This window comes from Ekhidna algicida (assembly GCF_051379705.1).
In the GTDB taxonomy this organism is placed as follows: Bacteria; Bacteroidota; Bacteroidia; order Cytophagales; family Cyclobacteriaceae; genus Ekhidna.
Map to the genome: position 1 here is coordinate 1,300,542 of NZ_CP179868.1, position 20,096 is coordinate 1,320,637.

Consider the following 20,096-nt stretch of genomic DNA (forward strand, 5'->3'; position numbering starts at 1 on the left):
GGTAAGACAAATCAGCTATTGACTATCGCAATGCTTCGCTATCATGTCATCGGCTTGCTTCATGCCTAAGCGACTTGCCTGCAGGAGGTATTGGCATGATTTCTCTGACTTACTTAGATTGAGGTATGCCATTGCAGCATTAAACCATACATTTTCATAGCCTTTATCCACCGAGAGGTATTGTTCATAAAAACCTATCGCGTCATTATATTTCTTTTCATGAAATAGGGTATTTCCAATCAAATAAAATGCCTCGGATCGCGATGAGTTTAACTGGAGGGCTGTGATAAAATCTTGTCGAGCTTGCCCATAGGCACCGGTTCGAAGAAGTGCTTTACCACGACTGATGTATGCAAGGTCATCATTGGGATTTGCTTCGATAGCTTTTGTGTGATACATCGCAGATAAATCAAAATCACCGCTTTCGTACGCATTAGCTCCTACCAGGTTGAGCATTGGCGTAAACTCTTCATTTGTAAGTAGTGAAATGGGCAACTTCGCATTTTCATCCAGAATAGCCAGATTGTACCACGCATGATAGTTGGTTGAGTCCAGACGGATAGCTTCCCTCAAGTCTCTGATCGCATCATTTTCTCTGCCCATTTTTGCAAATAGTTGAGATCTATTCACAAAACAATCGGCCAAAGAATCATATTCAAATGCCTCAGTAAAATCAGCTAGCGCTGCATCCCAATTTCCCATCTTTTGATGAGCCATGCCGCGATATTGATGCACTCTGCTAATCATTGTTTGCAGGGTTGTCAGGAAAGTTCCTTTCGAACCTGTTGGATCCATCCCGTAGTAGATTGCGCGAGTCTCTGATCCACTTTGATTTTCAATAACGTAGGTAAAGTCTTTGATCGCTTGCTCAGTGCTGGCAGCGTTGTAGTAGATCATTCCTTTCTGAAAATAGGCCTCCAGATTTGTTGGATCCTTCTGGATGACAGCTTCATAGTCAGCTAAGGCGCGAAGATCTTTTTTTTGCGCTTCGTGAATCATCGCACTCAGGAAATAATCTTCAGCGTTCGGTTTTTTCGTCAGGTTCTTATTGATAAAATATCGGGCTGAGTCTAGGTCATTTTCATTGAACTTGGCTCGTGCACGGTCATAGTAGTCTTGCGAAAAAGCTTGTAGCACCCCAAAAAGGAGTAACGATGATAGAAGAGCTTTCATAAGGCTGTTGGATTTCAAGAAGAAGAACGAACCTTAGCTCCAATAGGTTATAGTACGCGCTGAATTTGCATACTGCTCTCTTTGCTCAAATGTTCGAATTTCCCCCCTTCCATCTTGTAAAAGCTGATCGCCATTACCAGGAACAATCCTGTGCCTTCAGGAATGATCCTGTTGTCTATAGAGATCATACCGGTCATCGGCTCGGTTGGAATTTTCAACAAGGGTAGCATCGAACTTTCATAAGTTCCATACTTACCATGAAGGTCTTTGTTCAAGGGCACATATCCGCCCGCCTTCTGATCAAATTGATAATCCGATAGTGCGATCAAACGTGCCGTGATTTTAAAATTGGTGGCGCCTTTGGGACTCTTAAATATCTTTTCTGGAATAAAGGCAGGAAAATGGAGGATCACTTGTCCACGTTGGGATCCGGGCTTAACAAAATATTTTGCTCCAAATATCTTTTCGTACGGTGCCTTTGAGTTGAACTCAAACCCGTTCAATAAATGTCCATGCTTACTTAAAAAAAGTGGTCGGGTGCCTGTCTTACCTTCTTCCATTTTGGCCAGGTTTCTAAACTGTGCCGTCAGTTTGCCTGAAACATACGTCTCACAAATCTCTGACATCCCTGTGGACAAAGACTGGCGAAGTGTTTTCGCCATCATAGAAGCTACTCCAAATTCTTTCTGATTATTACGAAGCTCTTTGTATGATGCTTTTGTTTTGATTTGCCTGGCTGTTGGGCCTCCCTTTTTGGCTATGATTTCACGATCTATCCCCTTCAACTTATATCTTCTGTACCCTTTTGGGATTTCTATATCCAGTGGAGTTCGAGGTGAATCTTTCATATTGCTGGCTTGTATTTATAGGTTGATTGGAGTCAATTTTAGTTAAGGGCTGATGAAGATAGTAAATCGACCCGTAACAACAAAATTTCGAATTCACCAAGAGCTTAATGAATTCGAATGCTACCTCTTGAATACTACCCAGTTATGAAAATCATCTTTGCAGTTTTTCTTATAACGGAAGTGTAGTGACATTTTTTTACCGCTTGGTCGTTGATTAGTTTCGACGATGTAATAAGCCAAACCCTTACCCTATGAAAATCTTTAAAATCCTATTTCTTGTTTTTCTTGCTGCTTGTCAGTCTACCCAGGTTACCTCTCCCGCAGAACCTGAAATTGGTCCTTTAGGCGAACAAGCTATGATTTCTTCAGCACATCCTCTTGCTACCCAGGTGGGCGTTGAGGTTTTGAAAAATGGTGGAAATGCATTTGATGCTGCCCTTGCTGTCAAGTTTACGCTGGCGGTGGTATTTCCCAGAGCAGGTAATATTGGTGGAGGTGGATTCGCCTTGTACCGCATGAATGACGGCACCATTGGCTCTCTGGATTTCAGGGAAAAAGCACCCATGGCCGGCTCCCGGGATATGTATCTTGATGCAGATGGTAATGTAATGGATGGATTGAGTGTGAAGGGTCACAAAGCAGCGGGTGTTCCGGGCTCGGTCGACGGCATCCTGAAGCTTCATGAAAAATTTGGAACAAAGCCAATTTCTGAACTCATTCAACCTGCTATCAATCTCGCTTACTATGGATTTACAATCACGCAAGATCAAGCCGATGAGTTCAATGAAAAGCGATCTGATTTTGTAGAGATAAATGGCTCAGACTTCTTTCTGGTGAAAGAGCGAATGTGGCAGGAAGGTGACACAGTGAAATTCACTGAGTTGGCAGGAACACTCACGCAAATCAGAGATAGAGGCAGGGATGGTTTTTATGGCGGGATAGTGGCTGATCAAATAGTGAAAGAGATGCAGCGAGGCGGTGGCTTAATATCAGAGGACGACTTAAGCAACTACAGCGCACAGTGGCGAGATCCAGTGACATCTAATTACCGAGGACACAAAGTTATCTCTATGCCTCCACCATCAAGCGGTGGCATTGCAGTATTACAATTGCTGCAAGGAGCTGAGCAATATGACATTAATCAGATGGGACATAATACTGCACAAACAATTCATTTGCTCACCGAACTTGAACGGAGAGTTTACGCGGACAGAGCCACCTACTTGGGCGATCCAGATCATTATGATGTGCCTGTGGATATGCTCTTAGATCCAGATTACAATAAAGAGCGATTTTCTTCTATATCACTTAAAAAGAAAACTGATTCACAGGACATAAAAGAAGGTGAAGTGGAGGTGATTGAAAGCGTGGAAACCACTCACTTTTCAATCGTTGATCCCGAAGGCAATGCAGTTTCACTAACCACTACATTAAACTCCTTTTTTGGATGTAAAGTGTATGTGAGAGGTGCTGGCTTTTTTCTCAACAATGAGATGGATGATTTCAGCGTGAAACCTGGTGTCGCCAATCAATTCGGACTTGTTGGTGGTGAGGCCAACGCCATTAAGCCGGAAAAGAGGATGCTCAGCAGCATGACCCCCACCATTGTAGAGAAGGACGGTAAACTAAAAATGGTTGTTGGCACACCTGGTGGTGCTACTATTATTACATCGGTATTTCAGGCAATTATGAATGTGATTGATCATGGCATGAGTATGCAGGATGCCGTCAATGCCACACGGACACACAGCCAATGGCTACCAGATCGTATTTTGATTGAAGAGAGACCGATAGACTCATCCGTGATAGAGAAACTGGAGAAGATGGGACATCCGATCGAAATGCGCACAGCGATGGGACGAATGGATTGCATTTTAGTGAGAGAAGATGGTAAACTGGAAGGTGGGGCTGATTACTCCAGAGGTGATAATTATGCGGAGGGATTTTAAAGGAAAAAATATTGAGAAAATAGCTAAATGCTGAAGCTATTGAACTTTGCTATTTCAAACGAAATAGAAATTATTGAAACTGGAATTAAGCATTAAACAGTGGCGTATTTATTTGATGATTGATTACTCAAGCTAAAAAGTTGTTGAAAGCTGCTTTTCTTGAAGATGCCGGATCACGTCCGGCATTACACCCGAATATCTTTAGTATAACTGCTTTGCAAAGTATGCCTACAACTTCGGAAGTTGTTACCGCGACTTTGGAAGAGGTACCGACAGCTAAGTGAATGATACCGACACGGTAGATAACAATCTCCATAACTCCGCTAATAATTCCCTGAATACGGAGAGTGATAACCTCAACACGGAGGGTGATCAACTGAATACGGAGAGCAATAACCTCAACACGGACGATGATCAACTGAAGAAGGAAAGCGCCAACCACATGGCGGAAGGGAATAACCTCAATGGGGTGAGACGCACGATTAAGTGCGGCATGACATAGCTTTATTTTTAGAGCTCTTGAGGGAGGTGCTTCAAAAAGGCTTTTCGGTCTATATTCTCTGCACCCATACTGGCCATATGGTCTGTGTAGGCCTGGCAATCATATAATTGTCCGCCTTCCTCTTTAAACTTCTGGATGAATGTAATCAAACCAACTTTGGAAGCGTTGCTCACTTTAGAGAACATGGACTCTCCACAATAGACAGTGCCCAGATGGACACCATACATGCCACCGACCAGCTCACTATCCTTCCATACCTCCACCGATTGGGCATGTCCCAGCTCGTGTAGCTTGATATACGCTTCGACCATTTCCTGTGTAATCCATGTGCCGTCCTGACCCACACGCTGCATTTGCTTGCAAGTATTAATCACGCCGACAAAATCTTCATTGTAGGTAACCTTGAATTCTTCTTTTCGCAAGACGCTACGCATGGATCTGGAAACGTAGAGCTTTTCGGGAAGTAAGACAAAGCGCGGGTTGGGGCTATACCACATAATCGGCTCATCATCATTATACCACGGAAAAATGCCGGAATGGTAAGCCAGCATGAGCCGTTCGGGCGCCAGATCTCCACCTGTTGCTATGCATCCATCTTCTTCAGCATCGGAAACCGGTGGAAAATAAAGCTCTTGAGATAATTGATAAGTTGGCATGGATGTTAATTTTCTTTGGGAAAAGTACACTCAATTTTTCTGATTACAGCTATTCAACTAATAGCTTGCCCAACATATCATTCGACAAATTCTATTTGAGGTATTTCAAAAACTCCCTATAAAATTTCATTACCTCCTCCGGCGCTTCTACCTGTGGATAGTGACCGATTCGATCCATCGTCCAGATGTTTTCTACGGTGATGATCTCGCGATAACGATCGACCATTACTTGTCCGGAGATGGGATCGACTAACCCATTGATTAGTCCGAGCGGTTGTTTAAAATTTTGTAACGCACCAACCCAGCGCTCGCGATGTTGCACACGCTCTCGCATGTAGCGAATAATCAGATGTGCGATGCGATGACCATTATGTTTGGACACCAATTGCCAATAGGTGTTCAACTCTTCTTTTGCCAGCGATGTATCTGGTCCAAAGATTCGACCAAAGCTTTTCTCGAATTTCTTTTGATTAAGCAGCTTGCTTAAAATGAATCCAATCGGACTCATCAGCATTTTCTGTATCGGCAATGGATGATGTGATTCGGGAAAGATGCCACCGTTGAGTAGGCACGCAGAGATGAGATTAACACTTCCACCTTCATTGTGTCGAGCAATTAGCTCTTGTGCCACCGTATCGCCATAGTCGTGAGCTAAGAGGTGACAATCAGATATTTTCAGATGCTGAATTAGATCTTGCATCAGATCTGCCTGCTGCATAATGGAATAGGGAAATGGGTTGGGTTTGTCTGAATAACCAAAACCCAACATATCTAAAGCTACTAGAGAAAATCTCTCAGTCAACTGATGCCAGATTTTATGCCAATCGTAAGATGCTGTCGGGAACCCGTGAATCAGCAATAGCCAGGGCTTCTCGCTTTCATGAATTTTATAAATGACCTGATGCTCCTTCCAGCTGAAAGTTGTTGTACTCTTATACCAATCCTCAAGTGAATAGTGCTCCATCTAAGGAATAAAGATGGATATAATTCATCTTAAAAGATCAAATGATACAAAGATCAACTTTTAAGTCTGCATCTTTGACCAAAAGACACACGTATGGCAAAAGGAAAAAACGCGCAGAAAAGCGTAAAAAAAGAACCCACTAAAACGGCAAAAGAAAAGAAAGCTGAAAAAAGAGAGAAGAAAGCAAAAAAGCGTTAGATACACACTAATCCTTTTTTAGATACGCTAAAAACGCCTTTCTTTCAATTTCCTGTGCGCCCATACTCACCATGTGTTCTGAATGCACCTGGCAGTCAAAAAGCTCTCCTCCTTCTTTGTGAAACTTCTCTATGAATTTGATAAGGGCCAGCTTGGAGGCATTGCTTGCAAGTGAAAACATGGATTCTCCGCAAAAGACTTTGCCTAAATCCACTCCATACATGCCGCCAACTAACTCCTTACCTTTCCAAACCTCCACCGATTTGGCATGTCCTAGTTCGTGCAGGCGGATATAGGCTAATTGCATTTCATCAGTAATCCATGTGCCTTGCTGTCCTTCCCTTGGTATTTTCTTGCACTGAGCCAATACACCTTCAAAGTCCTGATTGAAAGTCACTTTCAGTTCATCCTTATTCAATACTCTATGCATCGACTTAGAGATGTGTAATCGATCGGGAAAGAGCACAAATCGCGGATCCGGACTCCACCAGATAATGGGTTCACCTTCACTATACCAGGGAAAGATGCCGGAATGATAGGCGACCATTAAGCGCTCAGGCAGCAAATCTCCACCAACTGCCACAATGCCATCTTCCGCCCCTTCTACAGGCGGGAAAATGAGATCATCCGTGAGTCTATATATGGGCATAAACACAAAATTACATCCACTCCTTCAGGCGACTTCCGTACCAACTATATAATTCACCATCTACTAATTCCAATGAGGCCTCTGGCCATTGGATTTGCACTTGCCTCAGATGTTCTTCCGTGAACGGATAAGGTTCTGAACTAAACAGAATCGTATCGGGATTCAATTCAGCGATTTGCTCTGAGGTTAATTCGGGATAGCGTTTCTCTGTAACTAAATTCTCAAAACCTAAATGCTCAAGCATATGATCAATGAAGGTATCCTTCCCAGCTACCATCCAAGGATCCTTCCATATCAAATAAACCACTTTGCCTGATTTGGCTCCTTTCACTGCCTTGGTCGCATTCTTACAAACCCGAATAATTTGATTAGAAAGCTCTTCTTTATTGCAAATACTGCCAAGGGCAGTCATCATTTTAAATGCATCATTCAATGTATAGATATCGCTCATCCAAACCGGAAACTCATTTGCAAGCTCATCGATTCCTTCCTGATAGTTTTCTTCTTTATTACCAATGATAAGATCTGGATTGAGCGCTCTTATTGAATCAAACCGGAATTTTTTTGTGCCGCCAATTACAGGAATTTTTGACACTTTATTTGCAGGATGAATGCAGAATTTAGTGCGACCCACCACTGGCGCTCCAGTGTCAATTAAGAACTCGGTTTGAGAGGGGACTAGTGAAATAATCCGCCTTGGCGGAAAAGAGAAAGTGACCTCCCGACCCATCTGATCGTGAACAGTCCGAAGGTCACTCATGATTATTTAAAGTAGGTAAAATCCTGACCGCCCTTGATTTGAATCACAGATTCATAAATCAACTTGATCACATTTTCAACATCGTCTTTGTGCACTGTTTCTACGGTGGTATGCATATACTTCAGCGGTAGGGAAATCAATGCTGAAGCAACACCAATATCAGAATATGCAAATGCATCGGTATCAGTACCTGTAGTTCTTGAAGCGGCCATTCGCTGGTATGGAATTTTGTTTTTGTCCGCCACTTTCAAGATCATGTCACGCAAGTTATTTTGAACGGCTGGACCGTACGTAACCGCAGGACCATTACCAGCCGTCATATCTCCACTGGTGATCTTATCGTACATCGGTGACTGAGTATCGTGCGTTACATCGGTGACAATGGCCACATCCGGTTTGATACGACGTGAGATCATTTCAGCTCCTCTAAGTCCAATTTCTTCCTGAACAGAATTCACTACATACAGCCCGAAAGGAAGCTTCACTTTATTCTCAACGATTCTTCGAACAACTTCCGCAATCATGAAACCACCGGCTCTGTTATCTAGTGCACGACCCACGAAATACTTATTATTCATTTCGAAAAGCTCATCCTGGAATGTCGCGACAGTTCCTACATGGATGCCCATCTTCTCCACTTCTTCTTTGGATTCAGCTCCTACATCTATGCAAATATTTTTCAAAGTCGGGTTGTCCTCCTTGTCCTTTCTAACATGAATGGCAGGCCACCCAAATATTCCTTTAACTACTCCTTTCTTTGTGTGAAGATTCACGCGCATAGACGGGGCAATCTGGTGATCCGAACCACCGTTTCTTACTACATAGATGTAGCCTTTGTCAGTGATATAGTTGACAAACCAGCTAATCTCATCGGCATGTGCCTCAATCACCACTTTGTATTTGGCGTCCGGGTTGACCACTCCATATACACTGCCATAGGTATCTACAACATAATCATCCACGTATGGCTTCACATAATCCAACCATATTTTTTGTCCTTCCATCTCAAAGCCTGTTGGTGCGGCGTTGTTGAGGTATTTAAATAAAAAGTCTCTGCTTTTCTTATCCATGTGTTTTAGTTGTAAGTCTCAAGTTGCAAGTTCACGAATTGATTTCAATTGATGAATTTTTTGAGGTAACCTGAGAATATTTTTTTCTACAATATTTAATTTTCTAGATACTCTTGACAAGTCCTCCATCGATTAGGAAGTCTTGTCCTGTTATGTATTCTGATTTATCGCTCGCTAAAAATAGTGTCAGTTCTGCTACTTCTGCCGGTGTCCCTTGTCTCAACATCGGAATTTGATTAATGATTTTCTGATCTGCCGGATAACTATCAATAAATCCCGGAAGGATATTATTCATTCGCAGTTTGCTAGATCCGTACTTGGTAGCAAAGAGCTTTGTATAGGCACTGAGAGCTGTTCGTACGACAGAAGATACTGGGAAACTCAATGATGGTTCTTTGGCTCCAAATGTCGAAATATTGATGATCGAGCCTCCAGCACTCATGTGTGGAACGACCAATCTTGACGTTCTCACCACATTCATCAGAGCCAAATCAATTCCTTCTTTCCACTGCTCATCTGTCAATTCCAGAAGTTCACCTTTTGGTGGATGTCCCGTATTATTTACCACCACATCGATTTGACCATAGGTTTCAAGTGTTGCATCTACCAAGCGAGTCAGATCTTCTACATTATCTGTAGATCCTTGCACAGCAATACCGCCCAACCTACTCGCCAAATCATGAATCTCCGAAGAGTGTGATAGAATTGCCAATTGATAACCTTCGCTTGCCAGCTTCTCAGCACAGGCCAATCCCATCCCTTTACTTGCTGCTGTAATAATTGCTACCTGACTCATTTTTCTTTTTTACCAATGAAAATTACGATCGTCTACTTTAACATCTTCCGGCACAAAATAATCCACTAGAGTCGTTTGCTTCTTTGTTGTCTGTGCATGGTTGAATTGAACCACAAGCAGGCTATCTGAAAGCATCTTTATCTTGAAAAGTTTATAATCTTCTTCAATGTTCATCATCTCCGGGATTTGGCTACTTTCCAATTTGAGATAATTAAAACCATTTGGATCTCGAGCTAAAGACCATCTTCCTGTCATTGGTTCGCCGCAATCACTTCGTCCAACTGAATTTGTAGCAAATTCATTATTTAGTCTGAAAGTTTGACGATGAGCTATAAAACAATCGCCCATATTCATCCGTGTTCCATTATTAAACCTTCGTGCAATTTTCCAAGTTTTCGCAGAGTCACCAGCGAGCAAATATTTTGGATTTCCCGGAAGATCAAATGGTTGCTCAGGTTCGCCTTCACAGGCAAAGAATGCAAGACATATTAGTGCTCCTAAGATCAAACGCATTTTATCAAAGTGGAATATTCCCATGCTTCTTCCTTGGCAGTTTGTCCACCTTATTCTCGAGCATGCTAAACGCACTGATTAGTTTGGTTCTGGTTTCATTTGGCATGATTACCTCATCCACAAAGCCACGGGCTGCAGCGATATAAGGATTAGCAAACTTCTCTGTGTATTCGTTGATCTTTTCCTGATGCATGGCGTTTGGATCGTCCGCCTTCTGAATCTCTTTTCTGAAAATAATCTCAGAAGCTCCCTGAGCACCCATTACTGCGATTTCCGCTGTTGGCCAGGCATAATTCATGTCTGCTCCAATATGCTTCGAGTTCATAACGTCGTAGGCGCCTCCGTATGCTTTTCTTGTAATTACAGAAATCCGCGGAACAGTCGCTTCGCTAAACGCATAGAGCAGCTTTGCACCATTGGTAATGATCCCGTTCCACTCCTGATCTGTACCCGGAAGAAATCCCGGAACATCTACTAGAACCAATAGTGGCACATTGAAGCTATCACAGAACCTAACAAATCTTCCTCCCTTGGTGCTCGAATGTATATCTAAAACACCAGCCATACTCATCGGCTGATTGGCCACAATACCAATGCTTCGACCCGCAAGCCGCCCGAATCCACATATAATGTTTTCAGCAAAATCTTTATGCACTTCCAGGAAGCTATCCGAATCAATAATCCCATTGATCACATCGTGCATATCGTAGGGTTGGTTTGGGTTCTCCGGCATCAAGCTATCCAGCTCTTTACGGGTCTCATCCCCTATCTCATAATCGAGCCTTGGTGGTTCTTCTTCACAATTGGAAGGAATGTAGCTCATCAGTTGCTTGATCTGGCGTATGCATTCGGCCTCATTGGCACAAGCGAAATGGGTAACTCCACTTTTGGAAGCATGAGTTTGAGCTCCACCTAACTCCTCGCTTGTTACATCTTCTTGAGTAACCGTCTTTACCACGTTGGGTCCAGTGACAAACATGTAGCTGCTCTGCTCCACCATGAAGATGAAATCTGTGATTGCCGGAGAGTAAACTGCGCCTCCTGCGCATGGGCCAAGAATTGCAGAGATCTGAGGAACGACACCAGAAGCTAGGGTATTGCGATAAAAAATGTCCGCATATCCACCCAACGAAACCACACCTTCTTGAATACGCGCACCTCCTGAGTCATTCAACCCGATCACTGGAGCACCATTTTTCATAGCCATGTCCATGATCTTCACGATTTTCTCAGCAAAGGTTTCAGATAATGAGCCTCCAAAGACCGTAAAATCCTGACTGAACACATAAGTAAGACGACCATTGATTGTCCCATATCCTGTTATCACACCATCACCAAGGATTTTTTGTTTATCCATGCCAAAGTCGGTGGCTCGATGGGTCACAAACTTTCCAATCTCCTCAAAGGATCCTTCATCCAGCAGTAAATCAATACGTTCCCTGGCTGTCAGCTTACCTTTTTCGTGCTGCTTTGCAATTCGATCTTCACCTCCACCCTTGAGGGCTTCTTCATTCATCACTTCAAGACGCTCATTCTTTTCAGCGATGGATTGTATGTTGGTTGCGGTTTTGGGTTTCTCTGTACTCATATTTCTTTTGAAAACGCCAAAGATAAGGCGAGCAATGGAGAAAGGAGAAATTGAAATTATCTATTGAATAAATCTAAAATCACTCAGCACCAATTTGCTATATTGCGGCCGCTATGAACGTTGCGGTTATCGATTTAGGCACAAATACTTTTCATCTTCTTCTGGCCAGAGTGGAAGGTGGCTCACATGAAATATTTCATCGGGAGCGAAAGGCTGTTAAAATTGGCGAAAAAGGAATCAACAAAGGAGAGATTACTCCTGAAGCCTGGACCCGAGCGGTAACTACACTCAAGGAGTTCAAAGACACCATAGATAAAAATCAAATTGATGAGGTCTTTGCAACGGCTACCAGTGCCATTCGAAACGCTGGGAATGGCGCAAAACTTGTCGAGGAAATTAAGCGTTTGACAGGAATTGAGATCGAGGTAATTTCCGGCACTCGGGAAGCGGAGCTTATCTACTTTGGCGCAAGTAAAGCACTTGATTTTGGGTCTGAAAGAAACCTGATTATGGATATTGGTGGTGGCAGTATTGAATTCATCATCGCCGACCAGGACCAAGCCTATTGGATGCAGAGTTTTGAAATAGGTGGTCAACGACTCGTTGAAAATTTTCATAAATCTGATCCGATTACCGCTTCGGAAATCGAAGAGCTACACACTTATTTTGTGAAGGAACTCAATCCGCTATTGGATGCATGTGGCACACACAACCCAACAACTTTGATTGGCTGTTCAGGTACTTTCGACACATTGAGTGATATCTATTCTACGGAGAACAATATCTCAAGAGATGAAGACGCTACCGAGTTACCATTTGGTAAGGATGCTTTTAAAGGTATTTACAAAGGATTGATTGAAAAGAATAGAGAACAGCGGTTGGCTATTCCCGGCATGATCGAAATGCGGGTAGACATGATTGTTGTCGCATGTGTACTTGTTGACTTCATCGTTGACAAACTAAACCTAAAAGATGTGAGAATTTCTGCCTTCGCCCTAAAAGAAGGCATCCTCTATCATGTCTTAGACCAGCTTCAGGCAAATACCTCTAATTAGGTATTGAAAAAGCTTTATAAATTTTTAACTTTTACCAGATTAAAAATCTTATCATCATGAAATATCTACTGGGATCAGTATTTCTATTTTTTTCTTCATCAATTCTGGCACAGAATGCTGAATTCGAAAGCATAGTAAGCGACATCCAAGCAAATCTTATTGAGGTTCAAACCGGTGATGAGACTTATACGCATGAGCTTGAACTAATCGAATATTCAGTACTCAAATACACGTTAGTTGAGGTTGATGAAAAGGGTAATCGAGACGAGCTGGTGTATGAATTCAATGTGGCTGATTTAGATCCATATGTGGTCAGGGAGGAAACCAAGAAGGACATTATCTATCTCAGTCTCACGGTGGATAATGGACAAAAATTCATAAAGCAGTACGAGAATGGTGAGGTGAAAGGATACGATGAGAACATGCTTATGGTAACCAAAAACATTGATAATGCGAGAATACTTAAAGATCTCATCAAAAAAGCTATTCCACTCGCTGAGGATATCATGAGCAAAAAACTTGCGGTAGATACTTACCCGGAAATGGAAACTTGGCTAGTCGAACATGTTGTCAATGCAGAAAGTGGTACAAAAACCTACAATCAAACACTCGTAGCTTTAGATGATTTTCCAGGCTACTTCAGACTCATCCAAACTGAGATCACAGCAAAGTCATCGAAGGAAATTCAATACATTCTCAATTTAGGTGACATTAATATCAACAGTTTGAAGTTCAACATTTCGGGCTCCAGTTTCTCGTTAGACTTTGAGACCAATCGAAAACAGAAGTTGATAAAAGTATTGGAGAGTGGGGCACCAAAAGGGTTCGATGACGAAATTGAAATTTTCACAAATAATGTAGAAGAAGCGCGTGACCTTAAAAACATACTTACCAAAGCTGTTCCGCTCGCGGAAGATTTAGTCGAAGGTTCCATTCAGAAGTTTGAGACTTTGCAGCCTGCACTTGATTTTCTAGGAAAGTATGTTCAAAACATTGATTATGGTGACGAATCAATGGAACAATCAGTAGAAGGAGATTGCCTCTTGAAAATAACACAGGTTGATGCTGATGCAAAAAGTACAAAAAAAATAACAGCTGAATTCAACCTGATTGATGTGAATGGAAACCTTATAGATTTTGATGTTACCTCAGGAAAGATGTTTGTTGAATTTGTCACAAAAGAATCTCTGGATCTCTTAAAGATGTCTGAAAATGACGAATTCGACGGATATGATGATGAATTGAAGATATATGCTGAGAATATTGAAGTGGCTCGCAGAATAAAAGCAGCATTGGAAGATGCCATCAGAATTTGTGAACGTGATTACATTGATCCATTTGCAGACATGGCTGTCGAGCAAAAAATTGCCTGGCTAACCGAAAACATGGATGAGGTGAGAGACGGGGATAAAACGATCACACAAACATTTGAGCGAATTGATGACACAGATCCCGAAAAGATTAAGATGACTAAGCTTGAAGTAGATGCGAAAGGTGGGCAGGAAGAAATATTTGAATTCAACTTCACGGACATCAACCCAAAGAGTATACAATACAAAATTGGCAGCAAAACTTTGGCCATTTCATTCGAAACGAAGTTTAAAGAAGACATCATCAAGTACTATAAAGACGGTGAAATTGAAAACTATCAGGATGGTTTTGACCTAAGCATGACAGATATTGAAGACGCCAGAAACGTAATTTTGGTCTTCAACCAGATCATAGCAGAGCTAAATGAGTAATTTCGCCGCATGAATTTCTCAGCGGAAGAACTAAAGCAATTTGCAACCAAGGTATTTATTAACATCGGCTGCCCTGAAGCAGAAGCTCAGCAGGCTGCCGATGTTTTGGTTAGCGCCGATCTCAGAGGTGTAGATTCTCATGGAGTAGCCAGACTTTCAGGCTATATACGGTTACATGAAAAGCAACGATTAAATGCGACACCAAAGATCAAGACCGTACATGAAACCCCATCTACTGCAGTAGTTGATGGAGATCTTGGACTCGGACTTGTGGTCGGTCCCAAGGCCATGAAGTTAGCAATTGAGAAAGCTAAAAATGTAGGCTCAGGCTGGGTTTCGGTAAAAAATTCTAATCACTATGGCATTGCCGGCTATCATGCGATGATGGCGCTGGAAGAAGATTGCATTGGCATATCCCTTACCAATGCAAGTCCGCTGGTTTCCCCTACTTTCTCAAAGGAACGGCTACTCGGTACGAATCCGATTTCCATTGCCATCCCTACAAAAAATCAACCTCCATTTGTCCTAGACATGGCAACTACTACAGCCGCCAATGGCAAACTTGAGGTACTGCAGCGAAAAGGTATGGATGCGCCTGAAGGATGGTTACAAAACAAAGAAGGTCACATTACCACTGATGCAAAAGGATTGGTGAAGGGCGGTTCGATGCGACCTTTAGGTGGTGATCGTGAACATGGATCACATAAAGGTTATGCACTGGGTGCTGTAGTAGACATCTTGTCGGCGGTCCTCTCTGGAGCTAACTATGGACCATGGGTTCCTCCCTTTGTTGCATTCATCGATCCGGCTCCAAATCCCGTTGGGGAAGGCTTGGGTCACTTCTTTGGTGCTATGCGCATTGATGCATTTAGAGATGGAGAAGAATTTAAGTCACACATGGATAACTGGATTGAGCGATTTAGAAGCTCGGAGACTGTAAATCCAGGAGATAAAGTTTTGATCCCGGGCGATCCCGAGCGTGAGATGACAGCAGAACGGCTCAAAAATGGAATTGATTTGCTGGATCCTGTGGTGGCAGATTTGAAGGAACTCGGCGAAAAATTGGGCGTAAATTTGAGTTAGATACCTAGACATTAAAATCATGGCTGAGCTTAAAACACAACCCGGTGATCAAAGCGTCAAAGACTTCATTGACTCGATAGAGCCAGAGTGGAAAAGAGATGATGCGCGGCAGTTGCAAGAACTTTTTGAAAAGGTTACCGGTGAAAAACCGGTGATGTGGGGGGATTCCATCGTTGGTTATGGTAATTACCATTACAAGTATAAAAGCGGACGCGAAGGTGATTGGTTTTTAGCCGGGTTCTCTCCTCGAAAAACAAGTATGACCATTTACATAGTGGGAGGCTTCGATGGACAAGAAGAACATCTTGAGAAACTTGGAAAGCATAAAAAAAGTGTTGGCTGTTTGTATGTGAAGAAGTTGGCTGATATAAACATGAAAGCGGTCGAGCAAATGACTAAAAAGTCCATAGAAACGTTGAAGAAACGATATGCGGATTACAATTAGTCTTTTTTTACTTGTTTCAACACTATTTTCGTTTTCACAGCGGGTTACATTCGAAGATCCGGATCTCACATTCAGCTTTAAGAAGCCCAAAAATTGGGAAGTTTTTGATGATGGATACCTTGTGAAGGTAAGCCCTTCGTCCAAAGATTCTGCAGACATTTATTTTACCATTACCTACTTTGAAAATGCACAACCTTTCGGCGAGCTTCCCAGTGCTGAACGAGCTGACAAGACTAAAGATGCAGATTTCACCGAAACCAAAATTGATGGAGTCATCGCTAAGCAAAGAGAAAAAATGAATGGCGAGTACATTTTGCATGCCTACTCATTCATGAAGTATGGCCAACGCTTTGAAATCAAAACCTCAACACAAGGAGCAAACAATGGCCGTATAATTCGTAGAATTATTAGATCAATCCAAATAAAAAAATAAATTATCCTATTTACCGAATCTTTGGCATAGTTCACCGACAATTCAGCGGACCTAACCTAATCTCTCCAACCCCAATCCTATCAGGTAGTTTAATCTATTATCACCTTAATAATTACCTAATGGATTATTTCAGAAAAGGCTCCGACATACTGCCGGCTGTCATCATGGATTCAGGTTCCAAATCTGCCCTCATCAAAGGCGTTTCACTTTGCGAAGACTTGAAAATATGTAAACAGATGGCCATGGATATAAAGCAGAATATTGAACGAACACCCTACACAGATCTTAACATCCAGCTAAGTGTTTTCAATACAAAAGCAGCGAGACTGCTTTTCGACGTATTCAGGGCGGTGAAAAAGTACCGTCCTTCTCTCAATATTCACTGGCTATATGACCAAACAGATGTTGAAATGAAAGAAATGGGAATGGATTATAGTGAGCTTCTGGAAATGGATTTCGACATTTCTCCAAATTAGAAGATACCAATGCCTACGCCAGCTCTCAATACCCACGGACTATTGTAAGGTCTGGGTATTTCAGATTCATCGTAGAGCACGTTGTAAAGCGCCATCACATTAAAAGAGGCCCTTCCTCCTATCTGTTCAGAGTAACCTGCCCCAATCAAAAGGCTATTGAAAGCTGATTTATCGGTTTGTTCAGGTGAAAATGAAGTTAAATATTCAAAAGTGAGTCGCTCAAACTCTGCATAGGCAAAGAACTGATTGGTCACATTGAAGCGGTTAAAAACACTCCATCCAAAATTCGAGAGCGATGTATTTATAGGCTGCTTGATTTTTACATACTGATAGGTAATGCCTATACCTGCTGAATACCGGTCAGTGATTTTGTATCCAACCTGTGGAAAAATGCTAATGTTGGTTTGATTCGAACTGGTGCTGAACCCGCCGCCACCACCGAAGTAAATTTTATCAGCGAACTTACTCTGAGCCGAAACACTCAAAGCAAAGACAATAGCTGCTATCGTAGTTAAAAGTTTCATCTTCTATTTTACGACAATGTAAAGATCCTCGTTGGGTTTTTTCATGAGATACTTCTCACGAGCCATTTTTTCCAACAAATTCGGATTGTTGTTCAAAGCTGCCTGATCATTTTTTACTTCAAGGATTTTATCCTGATAAAACTGACGAGCTTGCTCTAATTCTGCCTTTTTACCGGAAAGCTCTGACTGCAAAAACAAATCGTTGCTGTCTACAAAAGCCATCCATACAATAAAGAATAGAGTCGCGAGAACATAAAAGTTCTTCAAGAAAGGTGGGATACGGTTCAATAAGTCTTTCATCTGCTTTGAATTTTTGAGGGTGGTTTGATTTTCAAAGCTTCAGCAGATGTGTAAAAATAGGGAATTAGCTGATCAATTTAAAAATCACTCTTCTACTTCCAGTTTCTTGAGTTTGTTCTCGCGTACTCGCCAGGTTATCAATAGCAATGGAAGCAGGACAATCCAGATATACACATCCCAGTCTGCCTTTTTATGCTCAAAGAGAATCATATAGCCATTGAAGCAAAGCATCAAGAAGGCTAACCCGGCAACAACCAAAGGACCTGTGGCCTGATTTTGCTTGTCCCGATAAGTCTTCCTTGAAACTTTCACGCCATTGAAGCCTTCATTTTTCTTGACTTTCTTTCTTGTCAACTCCCAGATAAGCAGTGGTATGCTAATCAACCACATAACCACCAAATACCAATCCATGCCGGTTGGCTCCTCTCCCATCATACTGTAGTGGATCATCTTCCGGATTCGGAGGGTGAGACTCAATACGCCTAAAATGAGTAACAGAATCTTAGCTATTGTCTGATTTTGGCCTGTCTGAGGTTCTTTTCTCATATCATTAAAATTAACAATTCACTCTAAGCGTAAGATGGAAATTCACCAATTTGATTGAATCGGTTATTCTCTTTTCGCCAGATGAAATGATTCAATCCATTTGTGATGGCTATGTATTTTGAATCAAGCACCTTATTGTATGCTGCTACCTGGTTCAGTACTTTTTGATCCAGTTTCACATCAGGAGATTTGCATTCGACCAATAAGAAAACGTATCCGTCTTTGTCTAAAACTATAATGTCTGATCGCTTTTGATTTTTGAAATAGGCCATCGAGTGTTCAAGCTTAAACATTCCTTTTGGATAAGCTAGATGGACAATCAAGAGGTTAATAAAATGCTGGCGGACCCATTCTTCAGGTGTAAGTACAATCCACTTCTTTCTAATCAGACAAAAAATGGTGTTGTCTTTCAATTTAACATCAAACTCCGGCAGTTTGAGCGTTTTCATTTTTCAGTTTCACTTGAGATAGAAAAATAATACCTAAGATAAAAAACGATGCAAGCGCCAATGTACTATTGCGCATGCTTCCTGTGACTTGTTCAATATATCCGTAGACGAAAGTTCCTATAACAATAGATACATTGTAGGTGACATCATAAAAGCTGAAAAAGGAAGCTGTATCAACTGTATCCTGAGGCATTATCTTGGAGAAGGTTGCCCGCGAAAGTGACTGAATCCCACCCATGACCAATCCAACTACAGCTGCTAAAGCAAAGAATTCCATTTCAGCATTGACAAAATATGCCCCAAAGCAGCACCCAATCCAAATAACGATCTGAATGGACAGAGATCTAATGTTTCCCTGCTTTTTGGATACATATGCAAAAAGCATAGCTCCTGCTATTGCTACAAATTGAATCAGAAGTACTGTCATAATCAAGCTGGAAGCTTCCATCTTTAATTCTTTGGAACCAAAGGTTGCTGCCAAGTACATGACTGTTTGCACACCCATATTGTAGAAGAAAAAAGCGAGTAGAAACTTTCTCATTCCATCCATTTCTTTTAGCTCCATCCACACCTTTCTTAGCTCCTTATAACCGTTGGTCAAATAGTGACCTTCTGGCTTTCTGCCGTGTACATTTTCAGGAAGTTTGGAAATCGCATAAAGCGAAAAGCCAATCCACCATACGCCTACAGTGAGAAAGGCTGCCCGAGAGGCAACACCCGCACCTGCAAAACCAAATGTATCTGGCATTTGAATCATCACTAAGTTGATCACCAAAAGAATAACGCTTCCAAGATATCCGTATGAATATCCTTTTGCACTGACTATGTCACGCTTATCTTCGGTGACTATCTCACTCAGGAATGCATCATAGAAGACGAGGCTACCCGAATAGCCGACGCTTGCGAAAATGGAGCAAATAATCCCCCATTCAACATTCTCACCTGTAAAAAAGAAAAGCCCAATGCATGAAAATGATCCAATGAACATGAACATTTTTAGGAAGAATTTTTTCTTCCCCGCGTAATCTGCTATCCCTGATAAAATGGGCAGGACAATAGCAACCAGGAGAAATGACAGTGACAGTGCATATGAGTACAAAACCGAATTTACAATCTCGAACCCAAAGGCCTGAATACGATCACCACCACTTGCATTGACCGCTACATTTTGAAAATAAATGGGAAATATTGCTGAAGTGATTGTCAGCGAGTAAACAGAATTTGCCCAGTCATACATACACCAGGCATTGATGATTTTTTTATCGTTCAGCATGTAAAGTCAAGTTGATACGGCAATATAATGAATGATACAATGACTAGTTTTAGGAACTGAAAAGAGAGGAGACTTCTCTCCGAGCAAATCTTCTGCTTTGCATA

At 41.9% G+C, this 20,096-nt stretch carries 23 protein-coding genes; 8 read left to right on the top strand and 15 right to left on the bottom strand.

Translation table 11 applies throughout. The features are described 5' to 3' along the window. Positions 1 to 15 precede the first annotated feature (15 nt). Both ACL8WY_RS05505 and ACL8WY_RS05510 read right to left on the bottom strand, forming a co-directional pair. Entirely contained in the window at positions 16 to 1,173 is a 1,158-nt protein-coding gene (locus ACL8WY_RS05505) for a tetratricopeptide repeat protein (RefSeq protein WP_436517427.1), read from the bottom strand. 47 nt (positions 1,174 to 1,220) lie between these two features. Next, entirely contained in the window at positions 1,221 to 2,021 is an 801-nt protein-coding gene (locus ACL8WY_RS05510) for a hypothetical protein (RefSeq protein ID WP_436517428.1), read from the bottom strand. Positions 2,022 to 2,272: 251 nt separating this feature from the next. Here ACL8WY_RS05510 and ggt point away from each other — a divergent pair, with 251 nt between their 5' ends. Both ggt and ACL8WY_RS05520 read left to right on the top strand, forming a co-directional pair. Beyond that, positions 2,273 to 3,970, top strand: coding sequence for a gamma-glutamyltransferase (gene ggt / locus ACL8WY_RS05515; RefSeq protein ID WP_436517429.1), 1,698 nt, complete (start codon positions 2,273 to 2,275; stop codon positions 3,968 to 3,970). A gap of 280 nt (positions 3,971 to 4,250) precedes the next feature. Further along, complete coding sequence (locus tag ACL8WY_RS05520; RefSeq protein WP_436517430.1) at positions 4,251 to 4,472, top strand: hypothetical protein; 222 nt, start codon at positions 4,251 to 4,253, stop codon at positions 4,470 to 4,472. Between the two features lie 8 nt (positions 4,473 to 4,480). Here ACL8WY_RS05520 and aat (ACL8WY_RS05525) read toward each other — a convergent pair whose 3' ends face one another. The 8 genes from aat (ACL8WY_RS05525) to ACL8WY_RS05560 form a co-directional block, all read right to left on the bottom strand. Beyond that, positions 4,481 to 5,128: a leucyl/phenylalanyl-tRNA--protein transferase gene (gene aat, locus ACL8WY_RS05525; RefSeq protein WP_436517431.1), complete on the bottom strand. Its 648-nt coding sequence runs from the start codon at positions 5,126 to 5,128 to the stop codon at positions 4,481 to 4,483. A 91-nt stretch (positions 5,129 to 5,219) separates the two neighbouring features. Beyond that, positions 5,220 to 6,092 (bottom strand): alpha/beta fold hydrolase, encoded by an 873-nt coding sequence (locus tag ACL8WY_RS05530; RefSeq protein ID WP_436517432.1) that lies wholly within the window; start codon positions 6,090 to 6,092, stop codon positions 5,220 to 5,222. A gap of 205 nt (positions 6,093 to 6,297) precedes the next feature. Beyond that, the gene (gene aat / locus ACL8WY_RS05535) at positions 6,298 to 6,939 is read right to left on the bottom strand and encodes a leucyl/phenylalanyl-tRNA--protein transferase (protein ID WP_436517433.1); all 642 of its coding nucleotides are present in this window, start codon (positions 6,937 to 6,939) and stop codon (positions 6,298 to 6,300) included. Between the two features lie 10 nt (positions 6,940 to 6,949). Beyond that, a complete protein-coding gene (locus ACL8WY_RS05540; RefSeq protein ID WP_436517434.1) occupies positions 6,950 to 7,699 on the bottom strand; it encodes an ABC transporter substrate-binding protein in 750 nt (249 codons plus the stop codon). 2 nt (positions 7,700 to 7,701) lie between these two features. Then, on the bottom strand, positions 7,702 to 8,769 hold the full coding sequence (locus ACL8WY_RS05545) for a M42 family metallopeptidase (protein ID WP_436517435.1): 1,068 nt from the start codon (positions 8,767 to 8,769) through the stop codon (positions 7,702 to 7,704). Positions 8,770 to 8,872: 103 nt separating this feature from the next. After that, complete coding sequence (locus ACL8WY_RS05550) at positions 8,873 to 9,565, bottom strand: SDR family oxidoreductase (protein ID WP_436517436.1); 693 nt, start codon at positions 9,563 to 9,565, stop codon at positions 8,873 to 8,875. 9 nt (positions 9,566 to 9,574) lie between these two features. Next, positions 9,575 to 10,102: a hypothetical protein gene (locus ACL8WY_RS05555; protein ID WP_436518082.1), complete on the bottom strand. Its 528-nt coding sequence runs from the start codon at positions 10,100 to 10,102 to the stop codon at positions 9,575 to 9,577. Next, positions 10,083 to 11,666: an acyl-CoA carboxylase subunit beta gene (locus ACL8WY_RS05560; protein ID WP_436517437.1), complete on the bottom strand. Its 1,584-nt coding sequence runs from the start codon at positions 11,664 to 11,666 to the stop codon at positions 10,083 to 10,085. Before ACL8WY_RS05560 ends, ACL8WY_RS05555 begins: the two co-directional genes overlap by 20 nt. Positions 11,667 to 11,779: 113 nt before the next feature. Here ACL8WY_RS05560 and ACL8WY_RS05565 point away from each other — a divergent pair, with 113 nt between their 5' ends. The 6 genes from ACL8WY_RS05565 to ACL8WY_RS05590 all read left to right on the top strand — a co-directional run bounded on the left by ACL8WY_RS05565 (position 11,780) and on the right by ACL8WY_RS05590 (position 16,900). Next, complete coding sequence (locus ACL8WY_RS05565; protein ID WP_436517438.1) at positions 11,780 to 12,721, top strand: Ppx/GppA phosphatase family protein; 942 nt, start codon at positions 11,780 to 11,782, stop codon at positions 12,719 to 12,721. A 56-nt stretch (positions 12,722 to 12,777) separates the two neighbouring features. Continuing rightward, positions 12,778 to 14,463: a hypothetical protein gene (locus ACL8WY_RS05570; RefSeq protein ID WP_436517439.1), complete on the top strand. Its 1,686-nt coding sequence runs from the start codon at positions 12,778 to 12,780 to the stop codon at positions 14,461 to 14,463. A gap of 9 nt (positions 14,464 to 14,472) precedes the next feature. Then, entirely contained in the window at positions 14,473 to 15,546 is a 1,074-nt protein-coding gene (locus ACL8WY_RS05575) for an Ldh family oxidoreductase (RefSeq protein WP_436517440.1), read from the top strand. 19 nt (positions 15,547 to 15,565) lie between these two features. Next, positions 15,566 to 15,991, top strand: coding sequence for a DUF1801 domain-containing protein (locus tag ACL8WY_RS05580; RefSeq protein ID WP_436517441.1), 426 nt, complete (start codon positions 15,566 to 15,568; stop codon positions 15,989 to 15,991). Continuing rightward, positions 15,975 to 16,424, top strand: a complete 450-nt coding sequence (locus tag ACL8WY_RS05585; protein ID WP_436517442.1) for a hypothetical protein — start codon at positions 15,975 to 15,977, stop codon at positions 16,422 to 16,424. Before ACL8WY_RS05580 ends, ACL8WY_RS05585 begins: the two co-directional genes overlap by 17 nt. A gap of 119 nt (positions 16,425 to 16,543) precedes the next feature. Continuing rightward, positions 16,544 to 16,900, top strand: a complete 357-nt coding sequence (locus tag ACL8WY_RS05590; protein WP_436517443.1) for a SiaC family regulatory phosphoprotein — start codon at positions 16,544 to 16,546, stop codon at positions 16,898 to 16,900. Here the strand turns inward: ACL8WY_RS05590 and ACL8WY_RS05595 are convergent. From ACL8WY_RS05595 to ACL8WY_RS05615, 5 genes are all read right to left on the bottom strand, one after another. Continuing rightward, complete coding sequence (locus tag ACL8WY_RS05595; protein WP_436517444.1) at positions 16,897 to 17,424, bottom strand: hypothetical protein; 528 nt, start codon at positions 17,422 to 17,424, stop codon at positions 16,897 to 16,899. The genes ACL8WY_RS05590 and ACL8WY_RS05595 overlap by 4 nt on opposite strands. 3 nt (positions 17,425 to 17,427) lie before the next feature. Then, complete coding sequence (locus ACL8WY_RS05600; RefSeq protein ID WP_436517445.1) at positions 17,428 to 17,724, bottom strand: FtsB family cell division protein; 297 nt, start codon at positions 17,722 to 17,724, stop codon at positions 17,428 to 17,430. An 84-nt stretch (positions 17,725 to 17,808) separates the two neighbouring features. Continuing rightward, on the bottom strand, positions 17,809 to 18,270 hold the full coding sequence (locus tag ACL8WY_RS05605) for a hypothetical protein (RefSeq protein ID WP_436517446.1): 462 nt from the start codon (positions 18,268 to 18,270) through the stop codon (positions 17,809 to 17,811). A gap of 23 nt (positions 18,271 to 18,293) precedes the next feature. Continuing rightward, positions 18,294 to 18,719: a type I restriction enzyme HsdR N-terminal domain-containing protein gene (locus tag ACL8WY_RS05610; RefSeq protein ID WP_436517447.1), complete on the bottom strand. Its 426-nt coding sequence runs from the start codon at positions 18,717 to 18,719 to the stop codon at positions 18,294 to 18,296. Further along, positions 18,691 to 19,992, bottom strand: a complete 1,302-nt coding sequence (locus tag ACL8WY_RS05615; RefSeq protein ID WP_436517448.1) for an MFS transporter — start codon at positions 19,990 to 19,992, stop codon at positions 18,691 to 18,693. The genes ACL8WY_RS05610 and ACL8WY_RS05615 overlap by 29 nt, the downstream gene beginning before the upstream one ends. Positions 19,993 to 20,096 lie beyond the last annotated feature (104 nt).